Below are 11,317 nucleotides of genomic sequence, written 5' to 3' on the forward strand. Positions count from 1 at the left end.
AATTTTATAAGTAATCAATAAAAAATCAGCTCTCATTTGAGAGCTGATTACCTTAAATTGAATCAGTTATGATTTGTTATTCCTTGATGAATTTTTTCTGTACCGAAGTTGAACCATCCTGAATATCGATCACATACATTCCGTTGATTAAAGCATGAACATCTACCTTATTGTTTAAGATAATTCCACTTGTGATCAACTGTCCTGCAGAACTATAAATCTTATAATTAGCTCTCTTGCTGATATTCTTAACATTCAATACCGTGCTTACTGGATTAGGATAAATTAAGATATCATCCTGATTCAGCAGATTAGCAGCTAGTTTCTTAGAGATTCTTACCGTGTAATCTTCCACTTCTCCACTGTTGAAGCTAGTACAGTTTACCGGAATTCCTCCTTTCATTAAGGCTACTCTCATCACGACATACATATAGTCTACATTACTTACAAATGCATCTGAAGGTACACTGAATGTTGTCGTTGCTGTTGCAGCAGTATTTGGTCCGGATACCAGAATTCTTTCATTGATATCAAATTCTCCGTTTCTGTTGAAATCGATCCATGCTACAACTCCTGCATCTGCGGTTACCACTTTATCAATCGTCAACTGGTTGTTTACTGATCCCTGGATCAATTCAATCTGAGCAGGGACTACAGCTGTATAATCGGTATACGTTGAAGCTGCAGAAGTATTTACCATCTGTGGTTTGCCATTAGGAGTTACTGTTACTTTAGAGATATAATCACCTACAGAATTCGATGCTCCCATCTGACAGTAAATTACTGTTGGAGTGGTAAAATAGTACGGTAACGTAAAATTACCAGGAGTACCGCTACAAATATTAGCTACCTCCATTTCATATTTAGTAAGCTCCGTTAAACCGGTAAGAGTATAAATATTATTCGTTACCTGAATATTAGTCCATCCCGGAATTCCTACTTTTCTGTATCTCAATACATATTTACCTGTAGTATCCGGTCCTAGATAAGGATCCCATTGGACTTTAGCACTTGTTGGCTTTAGCTCAAGAATGGTTAATCCCGGAGGTGCAATATCACAAGTTCTCTCAGTGGTAAATCTTGCTAAGCTAGACCACGGGTTAGGTGTTGTTGAATTAACACATATATTTCTTACCTGAACTTCATACTGTGTATACGGATCTAAACCTGAAAGTAGATATGTACTTGCCGGTGGATTTGGTAAGTTAATTGGTGGAGACCAAGTTCCTCCTACTTTTCTCCATTGTAACTGGTAGGTAGCACTTGCTGCCAATGGTGACCAGTTCACAACAGCCGAAGTAGATGTAATATTAGTAAAAGTCACATTCGGTGGAGTCGGATCACATTTTGTAGTAAACTCATTGTGGGAATAGGTTCCTACATTCACCGTATTACAAACCGCTGCTACTTCAACCTCGTATAACGTTGCTGGTAATAGTGGATAATTCGGTGCTTGAAGATTAAAAGGCTGAGGAGAACCAGCTGCTATATCTACCCCAGTCGGTGAAGGCAGCCATTGAGTTGAACCTACCGGACGGTATCTCAATTTATAAGAAGCTCCACCGATATCCTGTGTCCAGCTAACCTGAGCTGCATTATGCGTAATAGAGGTTGGAATTACTGTAACAACAGGTGTAGCAGTACTACAAACTCTTAGTACAATATTATCAACGGCTGCTGGTGGCTGCGTTCCTCCAGAAGTATCATTATACCATTCAAACACTAAACGCATTACACTTCCTGCAAAGCTGGTAAGGTTTAAATTGGTATTAGAATAAGACTGCCAAGTACTATTTAAATTATACTGTCCTACCTGAACTCTTCCTGTTCCTGCCACGATTCGGGTTCCCGGTGTAGGCATAAAATTGGATGGCACCAACCATACTCTTAAATAATCAAACGAGGAACTCTCACCCTGTGCTTTCCAGTCAAAAGAAAAGGTAGCAAGGCTGGTTCCCAGCGGAATCTGAATATCTCTGTACGCCTGTACTACACTTCCAGCTATAATATTATAAGAATTTGTTACTCCGTTATCATTGGTAATATAGATGGACTTTCCGGTATTTCCGGTTGCAGAACCATAGAACCATTTATTAGGTTGTGTTCCGTTCAGTAATCCTAAATCATTTGCTGTTTCAAAATTCTGAATATAAGGAAGCTGAGCCGGGATCTGTGTGGTCATAAAACTAGGTCCCTGAGCTACATAGCTATTATCTGTAGGAGAACAAATTGCTTTCACCCACCAGTAATAGATTGTGTTCGGAGCTAAAATCGGAGCAAGGTCTACCGAAGTTGATGTTGTTGTTCCATAAGGTGCTGCAGGCTGCGTTGGAGTTGTAGAAACATAGTACGCATATCCGCCAGCCGGAGGAGTCGCAGGAGTTGCCCAGCTTATAATTGCCCCATTACCCGATAAACCAGTTACTGCTAAACCAGTAGGAGGTAAACAAGTTGGTGGTGTAACTACGGTCAATGTAAAGTCTACGTAATTTCCATATGGTGCAGGACCGCAAGGAGGAACTGTTCCAGTCCAAGAAATTGAACATCTTACCCTATAATTCCCCAACGTAGTCCCTGCAGGTACAGGTATTGTTCCTGATAATGTTGATGCAAAAGAAGGGTTTGAAAGAACAAGCTCCCCTGGATCAGCGAAAACCCCGTCTTGATTCCAGTCTACCCACACTCTATAATAATAAGTACTTGTTGGGACTGAAGAATCTAAGCTGATATTCACGTTATTTCCGGGAGAGGACAACGCGGTCATATTAGAATTTACATACGCATTATATGAGGATGCTGTATAGTTAATATTAGACCAAGCTCCGGTTGTAATAATATTGTTTAAATAATAAGAGGTAGAAGTGCTTCCGGCTGTTGGTGTACAATAACACTGTATAGGAAGGTTCTGCCCTACAGTAACAATATTTGAAGTGGCATTCTGGCTACTGTTGGCACAGGTAACTACACAGCGATAATCGGTAGCTGCTGTTTGACTTGCAACGGTGTAAGTAGGAGCGGTAGCTCCGGCAATTGCAGTGAAAGTACCTGCACCAGCAGGACGGCTATACCATTGATAGGTAATTCCTCCTCCAATTGTATAACCGGTAAGTGTAAGATCAAATGGTACACCCACACAAGCATTCGTAGTTGTAGCAGAGGCTGTACCGGTGACTGGAGTACCTGTACAAGGAGTACCTGCGACAACAGTAATATTATAATCTTCAGTTTCACCGGATCCGAAATTCGTACAGGCATCCGTAGGAAGATTTTGATTTGCATTTCCTCTGGTTCGGATACGCATACGGGTGACTCCCTGAAGAGCCGTTACGGGAATATTTACAGGTACCGTCACTGTTGTTCCTGAAGGAATACCGGCAGAACCGCTTCCCGGTCCTACGTAAAAATGTTCTGTGGAACTTAATGTCCCGTCTTGGTTCCAGTCGATCCATACGGAGGTTATCGCTCCGGTATAAGTTCCTGCAGGACCTATTGTTACACTTAGATTCTGAGTGGACCCCATTGTTACCGTAGTTGTAGCAGCAGGGTAATACGTATAGTAAGGAGAAGCCGTAGGCTGAGAAGCTGAAGAATCATTATTAATAGCACCAAACTGTACTTTGTTAATTAATGTACCTGTTCCTCCGGAACTCACTGCCGCACAATAATTAAGACAGGCAGTACCTGAGTTTTGCCCTACAGCAACGATACTGGAGTTTTGTGTACTACCGCCATTGGTACAGGTTACAATACACCGGTAATCGGTATCCGCTGTTTGGTTGGCTACTCCATAAGAAATGGAAGTAGCTCCTGCTATATTGGTAAAAGTATTTGCTCCAGCAGGAGAACTTTGCCATTGGTAAGTAATCCCGGTTCCCATTGTGGCACCTGTAAGCGACAAATTAAAAGGAACATTCGCACAAGCATTCGTAACAGATGCTGTTGCTGTTCCTCCCGTCACTGTCCCTGTACAGGCTGCTGCAGAAGTATGGGAAAATGAAATAAACGGTCTTCTGTAGTTTGTATTGCTTAAAGAAGCTCCCAATCCTCCTGTTGTATTATTAATATACTTGGTCGTATTATTGTTTGTTGTGACCACGCAAGGCGATGTATATTCATATTCCCAGGTTGTATTAACCGTATTTCCGGTATTCGTATATTCCATCAAAACCATAAGGTTCTGTGCCCCAGAATACGTAAAGTTGTTTGAGAAAGCAAACTGCTTCCAGCCTACTGCTCCCACAGATGCAGCCACAGGATTGGAGTCATATACCAATGTGGCTCCTGTAATGGTGGTTGCCCAGTCAATAGCGGCAGCTCCAAAATCTAGATTTGGAGTTTCTTTTAAATATACTTTAAAGTTGGGAGTTCCGGTCATATCACCGGTTGTTATTTTTTTAAAGTAGATGCCGGTCAAAGCCTGGCCGGCTACACCTGTAAGCTGTGTAGCAGGATAAATGACAGCAACTCTGCTTGCAGCCGTAGATGTAGCTGTACTGTACATCGGTCCATAGGTATTGGTTCCTAAAGTCATTGTACAGGTACCTGCCACCTGATATTGCTGGGCAAAGCTCTGTATGGATAATAAAACTGCTAAAAAAAATAAGTAAAGTTTTGTCATAGTATACATTATTAATTAAACAATAACTTGATTATATTTATTAATCAAATTTTTAAGGGGTAATCTATTTGACGAGAAATATACAGTACGCATGTTTCATCGTTATCCAGATTAATGGTTAGTCTGTAACACTGTGAATGTGTTTTTGGTAATGTTAATCTGTCATAGGCAATATTATTTTAATGTTAAAAGGTTAGAAGATTTAGATATTTGAAAAAATATGAGAAGAACATAAACTGTTAAATAAAAACACCTTCCAAAATTTAAGTTTTGGATTTAAAGAAGGAAGGTGTAACTATAAGCATATCTTTCAAATCTGAACAAAAGCTTTGTTCATAAATTATTGTAGAAGCTCCTTAAGGAGTTTCTTTATCTTATATCAACCAATTGAACTTCTGAGCTGATTTTTTAATAATTAATTTTTCAAACAGAATGTTTTACCGGATCATCAGTTAATTAATTTCTGATGAACTCATTTTACCCAACAATCATTTTATGATGAGCGGTTAAACTTATACTGAAGCATGTTTTATTAAAAATTCTGAAAATATACTCCCAATCGGGTACCTGTGAAGTCTCAAAAGTATATGTTCCAACAGATCTTTGCATTGGGATGCTTGATGGAACAGAAGTTTGAAAGAGTTGAAAATAGCTTGAATAAAGAGAAAATGAGAAAAAAGTAAATTTATATATCATGTATTCGTGGTTATGGTGTTAATTATTCAAATATAGCTAAAAAAATCTTTGAATATGATAAAAATGAAAATTTTTCAAGCATTTTAATTGATTGCAGAATATATTAGTAAAGTTATTGCTGGTTTGTAAATTGTTGTTATACAGTGTTTTGTTATTTTGTTGAATATTTTGAGTTTTGAGAATAGCATATTATTTGTAATCCTTTTAGAAAACAAGCAACATGGAAAAAGAAACTAAAAAAAAGATTAGACCCTTGCAGAAACAAAACCGACCGGGGTCAGAAACAAAGATGATTCCCGTTCCTCAAACAGCTCCTTTAGAATATCCGAAAGAGGGAAAATTAAAAAACAAAGTAGCATTGATTACAGGAGGGGACAGTGGAATAGGGAAAGCGGTGGCTTTATTATTTGCAAAAGAAGGAGCAGATATTATTATTGCTTATCTGAGTGAAACAAAAGATGCAAAGCAGACTAAAAAAGAAGTCGAAGCCTTTTCTGTGAAATGTACCTTGATAAAAGGTGATTTGGGAAAAGAAAATCATTGTAAAAAAGTAATTGAAACAGGTATTAAAATCCATAAGAAAATAGATATTATCGTCAATAATGCAGGTCTTCACTGGGAAGCGGAATCTATTGATAAAATTACTGCTGAACAGTTACTGATGACTTTTCAGAATAACTTTTTCTCCTATTTCTGGATTACAAAATATGCAATGCCCTACCTTAAGAAAGGCGCGAGTATCATCAATACTTCTTCAGTCACAGCGTATAGAGGAAGTCCTAAACTGATTGATTATTCTGCAACGAAAGGAGCGATAATATCTTTTACCCGAAGTTTATCCGCCAATCTTGTTGATAAAGGAATCAGAGTGAATGCAGTAGCGCCCGGTCCGGTGTGGACTCCGTTGATTGCTTCTTCATTTAAACCGAAAAAGAATTCCGAATTTGGTAGTGATTCACCTATGAAAAGGGCAGGAATGCCTAATGAAATTGCACCATGCTTTCTGTTTCTGGCTTCTGAAGATTCGAGGTTTATCAGTGGGCAGGTTTTGCATCCTAATGGTGGAGAAATAGTCAATGGATGAGCCGGTTTTGATATAATGGTCCCGGAAGAAAACTTATGATCGTAATCATAAATTTTGATCATGTCTTTATCTATTTTTGAAACTCGATAAAAAAACGTTATTGTTGAGTTAATCAACGTTTGCATGCTGCATAGATGCAATTCTAATGTTTTGTTTTATATAATTAATAATAAAACTTTTAGCCTTCAAAAATGATATTTAATGAAGAAACTTTACTTTCATTAGGAGCGGAAATGCAGACTTATAAAGCAAATGAGGTAATATTCACGGAAGGTGGACAGCCTAATTATTTTTTTCAAATAAAACAAGGAAGTGTAAAACTGAATAATTACCATGAAGATGGAAGAGAATTCATTCACAGTGTACCTTTTAAAGGTCATTGTTTTGGAGAAACATTCTTATTTTCGGAACTTCCATATCCTATCAATGCGATTGCTATTGAAGATTCATATATACTAAGGCTGCCCAAACTTAAGTTTCTCGATTTTTTAAAAAAATGCCCGAAGTCCCTATGGAATTTATATTCGTATACGGCTGAAAGGATGTATTACAGGCATATTATGCTGAATAATCTCTCGGTAAGCAATCCTTTTTATAGAGTGAGACAGGTGATGGATTGTTTAAAGGCCTATCATCAATATGAAGAGCCTTTTTCTTTTCAGATTCCATTTACCAGACAGCAACTGGCATCGCTTACAGGCTTAAGAATTGAGACTGTTATAAGAGTAGTCAAAAAAATGGAAAAGCAAAAAATGGTAAAAATAGAGCTTGGTAAGATATTCTATTAAATTTCGAATATTTACTTTGCCACTTTTTAGGCGATTTTTATGATCGAGATCATAAGATAATTAGAAAATAATGTATTAAATTTGAATATCACGCCACAAAATTTAATATTATGAAATCTGTTGTATTATTCTCAGGTATACCTTTAGGAATACCGCTGAGTTATCAAAAAGAAACACAATATAGAAATATATCTTTTCAGGATATAACTATTACTCCGGATACAAAGCTAAAACACACTTTGGAAATTTTGAATATATTTACTTCTGATTCTGGAGTTTATCCGGAAGATTCGACGGTTATAAAAGTTAAAAAATAGATCAGATATTTTTTGTCTGGGTATTTTACAACTTTTATTAACATCTTAGCCTTTATTTTATAGCCGATACTAACTTTCTTTAATTGTTTGAATTAAATTGAGTTATAAATATTTGGTGATTTTTTGGTTTTTTATAAGGGTTATTGATAATGAGTAGTTAATACTATATTTTTCATGTTTATTCAGGGAAGGTTTTAACTTTCTTTAACAACATGAGGTGTAATATTTGTACTCATGCTCAAAAGTTCCCAGTATTATTTTTTGAAAACGTTAAAATCATTAAAAAAATTGTTATGGTTATTGAAGAAAATCTGTTGTATTCAATGGGAGCAGTTACTAAAAGCTATGCGGCCGGAGAGACGATCTTTCTAGAAGGAGATTGGCCTGCATTTTATTACCAGATTATAAAAGGAGAAGTAAAACTCAACAATTACAATGAAGAAGGAAAAGAGACTATACAGATCATGGTGAAAGATGGTCAGAGTATAGGAGAATCTTTATTGTTTATGGAAAAGTTTTATCCTATGAATGCAGTAGCAATCACTGAATGTGAAGTCATAAAACTGCCTCGAAAAGCATTTATCAGTCTATTGAGAGAAAATGCAGGAATTTCTTACGAAATGAATAAGTGCCTTTCTCAAAGATTATATTTTAAGCTGATCATGACTCAAAATCTTTCATCACAAAGTCCAATACTAAAGCTTATTGCTCTTATGGATTATCTGAAAAGTTTTGCAAAAGATCAGCAGCAGTATTCATTTAAGGTTCCGTTGACAAGACAGCAGATGGCGGGTCTCACCGGACTCTGTGTTGAAACCACAATACGGACCATAAAAGGAATGGAAAGGAGCCAAATCCTAAAAATAGAACATCGTAAAATCATGTATTAAACCTAAATTTAAATTAATAAACCGGAAACAATGAAGACAAAGAGCTGTATGGATATCGAAGAATCACTTTTATATTCGTTTGGTGCAGAGACAAAAAATTTTAAAAAAGGTGAAATGATCTTTAAAGAAGGAGATCAGGTTTTATATTACTTCCAGATTGTGGAAGGAAAAATAAAGCTGAATAATTATAATGATGAAGGCAAAGAATTTATTCACAATGTTTTAGGGAAAAATCAGAGCTTTGGAGATAACCTGATTTTTTTAGACAAGCAATATCATATGAATGCAACCTGCTTATCTCCAACAGAGGTCATAAGACTTCCTAAAAATAAATTTTTACAGCTCCTGGAAAAATATCCAGATATTTCAATTGAAATGAATCATTGTTTATCCCAACGCCTTTATTATAAAATGGTAATGATTCAGAATATGGCATCTTCAAATCCTTCAATAAGGCTAAAAGGATTATTGAATTATCTTAAAAGTTATCATAATGAAGACTGTCAGCACTGTTTTTCCGTAGAACTCACCAGACAGCAGATTGCCAACTTAGTAGGACTCCGGGTGGAAACGGTTATAAGAGCATTAAAGAAAATGGAAAAGGAAGGAGATATCAAAATTAACAACAGGAAAATTTTATATTAAGATCCAATATGACTGGAGTCATAAATAAGTGAATTATTTAATAGGACCTTAGACGAGAATTTAAAAAATTCATTGTAATACACCACTTAAATATACTAAAGTCATATAGGTTGTATTCTATATGGCTTTTTTTCAACTCAATAGACGGACAGATAATGAAAATAGTCCGGACATTAATCATTTAAAAATAAATACAATGGAATTTCATAAAAAACTTTTGGAATATATTGGTCAGTCATTAATGACGGCAGATGAAACGATTGCGGTTGCCGAAAGTGTAACTTCGGGATGTTTACAACTCGCTTTTTCTCAGATACCCAATGCCTCTTTGGTTTATAAAGGAGGACTAACTGCCTATACCTTACCGATGAAAGTAAAATTACTGAACGTAGACCAGGAAGAAGCCGAAAAATGTGACTGTGTTTCAGAAAATATTGCAGAAACAATGGCTCTGAATGTTGCAAAACTATACGACGCCGATTGGTCAATTGCCACAACAGGATATTGTACACCCATTAGGAACTCTTCATATAAAATCTTCGCTTTCTTTTCATTTTCTTATAAAGGAAAGATTATTTATACAGGAAAGCTGGAACTGCACCCCAAAACTCAAGCCCTGAATGCCCAATTATATTACACTGAATTTATTTTGGGGTGCTTTAAAACAGAAATCAGTAAAAATGCAGACATACAATCAAGACTACAGTTGAAAACAAAAGGAGATTTGAAAATTAACGTGAACTAACCCGTTAGTTTTTGATTCTTTTTGCAGATTATAATAAAGACATTTATAATATTTTAATCAATTTGGAAAGGGTTTTGTACTCTAACGCATAAAAATAAAAATATGAGAGCGATCTGGAATGGAGCAATAGGTTTTGGATTGGTAAATATACCGATTAAGCTGTACTCGGCCAGTGAATCGAGTACTTTAGATCTGGATATGCTGGATAAAAAAGATCTCAGTAATATCAGATACAAAAGAGTCAATGAAAATACCAACAAAGAAGTTGCCTGGGAAAATATTGTAAAAGGCTACAAAATAGAGGATAAATATATCGTGCTGCAAGAAGAGGATTTTGAGGCGGTAAGCCCTGAAAAGTCAAAAATTCTGAGCATTTTGCAATTTGTAAAGGAAGAAGAGGTAGATCCTGCTCTTTTTGAAACTCCTTATTTTCTGGAACCTCAAAAAAATGGCGAAGCTGCTTATAAGCTTTTGTTAAAAGCTTTAATGAAGACAAAGATGGCGGGAATCGGTTCATTTATTTTAAGAGAAAGAGAAATTCTATGTATGATTCGTCCTTATAAAGATGAAATTCTCATGGTAAACAGGATGAGATACCCTGAAGAAATGAGAAACTATGAAGATTTAAAAATTCCATCAGGAAAAGCGCCGAAAGCAGATGAACTGAAAATGGCTGAAGCACTGATCAAATCTTTAGCCGAAACTTTTGATCCTACCAAGTACAGAGATACCTACAATGAAGACCTTTTGAAAATTATAAAACAAAAAGCAAAAGGCAAAAACATAAAAACCAAAGAAGTAAAACAACCGGCTGGAAAAGCTACAGACCTTATGGCCATGCTAAAGGCAAGTCTTGAGTCAGGAAAAAGGAAAGCAGGATAAATTTTTCGTTTAAACTTTAAATTTTTTAAGGATGCCATTAGAAGAATATCACAAAAAGAGAGATTTTAAGGCAACTTCCGAACCGGAAGGCAAAGAAAAGGAGAGTAAAGCCCAATTAAAATTTGTAATCCAGCGTCATGCCGCATCGCGTTTGCATTATGATTTCAGATTGGAAATGGACGGCGTTCTTAAAAGCTGGGCCGTTCCGAAAGGACCATCCCTTAATCCCGCAGATAAAAGATTGGCGATGATGGTGGAAGATCATCCGTATGAATACCGGACATTTGAAGGAAGTATCCCCAAAGGAAATTACGGAGCCGGGGAAGTTGAAATCTGGGACGAAGGAACCTATGAACCCATAGAAAAAATAAAAGGCAAAACCGATGATTTGGTTATGCGTGCGGAACTGCACAAGCAATCTCTGAAATTTATCTTACACGGTAAAAAGCTGAAAGGAGAGTTTGCTCTGGTAAAAATCAAAAATAGTACAGACGAAAACGCATGGTTGTTGATTAAACATAAAGACCGTTATGCCGTTGAAGAAGAATATAATGCCGAAGAGCATACTTCCAAAAATTCTAAAGTGACCGCTTATCTTCAGGAAAAGAGCAGTAAAAAAAAAATGATACCACCGAAAGCCTGAAGCACTATA

9 protein-coding genes are annotated in these 11,317 nt (G+C 36.4%); 8 read left to right on the forward strand and 1 reads right to left on the reverse strand.

Features of this window, described 5'->3' with window-relative positions; translation table 11 throughout:
• Positions 1-76 precede the first annotated feature (76 nt).
• Complete coding sequence (locus tag P0Y62_02800) at positions 77-4,618, reverse strand: GEVED domain-containing protein (GenBank protein ID WEK70485.1); 4,542 nt, start codon at positions 4,616-4,618, stop codon at positions 77-79.
• A 916-nt stretch (positions 4,619-5,534) separates the two neighbouring features.
• Between P0Y62_02800 and P0Y62_02805 the strand changes: the two genes are divergently transcribed.
• From P0Y62_02805 to P0Y62_02840, 8 genes are all read left to right on the forward strand, one after another.
• Positions 5,535-6,398 (forward strand): SDR family oxidoreductase, encoded by an 864-nt coding sequence (locus tag P0Y62_02805; protein WEK70486.1) that lies wholly within the window; start codon positions 5,535-5,537, stop codon positions 6,396-6,398.
• A 191-nt stretch (positions 6,399-6,589) separates the two neighbouring features.
• The gene (locus P0Y62_02810) at positions 6,590-7,186 is read left to right on the forward strand and encodes a Crp/Fnr family transcriptional regulator (GenBank protein ID WEK70487.1); all 597 of its coding nucleotides are present in this window, start codon (positions 6,590-6,592) and stop codon (positions 7,184-7,186) included.
• 110 nt (positions 7,187-7,296) lie between these two features.
• On the forward strand, positions 7,297-7,503 hold the full coding sequence (locus P0Y62_02815) for a hypothetical protein (GenBank protein WEK70488.1): 207 nt from the start codon (positions 7,297-7,299) through the stop codon (positions 7,501-7,503).
• A gap of 293 nt (positions 7,504-7,796) precedes the next feature.
• Complete coding sequence (locus tag P0Y62_02820) at positions 7,797-8,393, forward strand: Crp/Fnr family transcriptional regulator (GenBank protein ID WEK70489.1); 597 nt, start codon at positions 7,797-7,799, stop codon at positions 8,391-8,393.
• Positions 8,394-8,423: 30 nt separating this feature from the next.
• Positions 8,424-9,038 (forward strand): Crp/Fnr family transcriptional regulator, encoded by a 615-nt coding sequence (locus P0Y62_02825; GenBank protein WEK70490.1) that lies wholly within the window; start codon positions 8,424-8,426, stop codon positions 9,036-9,038.
• 196 nt (positions 9,039-9,234) lie between these two features.
• Positions 9,235-9,783, forward strand: coding sequence for a nicotinamide-nucleotide amidohydrolase family protein (locus tag P0Y62_02830; protein WEK70491.1), 549 nt, complete (start codon positions 9,235-9,237; stop codon positions 9,781-9,783).
• Positions 9,784-9,885: 102 nt separating this feature from the next.
• Positions 9,886-10,665: a Ku protein gene (locus tag P0Y62_02835; GenBank protein ID WEK70492.1), complete on the forward strand. Its 780-nt coding sequence runs from the start codon at positions 9,886-9,888 to the stop codon at positions 10,663-10,665.
• 31 nt (positions 10,666-10,696) lie between these two features.
• Complete coding sequence (locus P0Y62_02840; protein ID WEK70493.1) at positions 10,697-11,308, forward strand: DNA polymerase ligase N-terminal domain-containing protein; 612 nt, start codon at positions 10,697-10,699, stop codon at positions 11,306-11,308.
• The last annotated feature ends 9 nt before the right edge of the window (positions 11,309-11,317 follow it).

This window comes from Candidatus Chryseobacterium colombiense, assembly GCA_029203185.1.
Lineage (GTDB): Bacteria > Bacteroidota > Bacteroidia > Flavobacteriales > Weeksellaceae > Chryseobacterium > Chryseobacterium colombiense.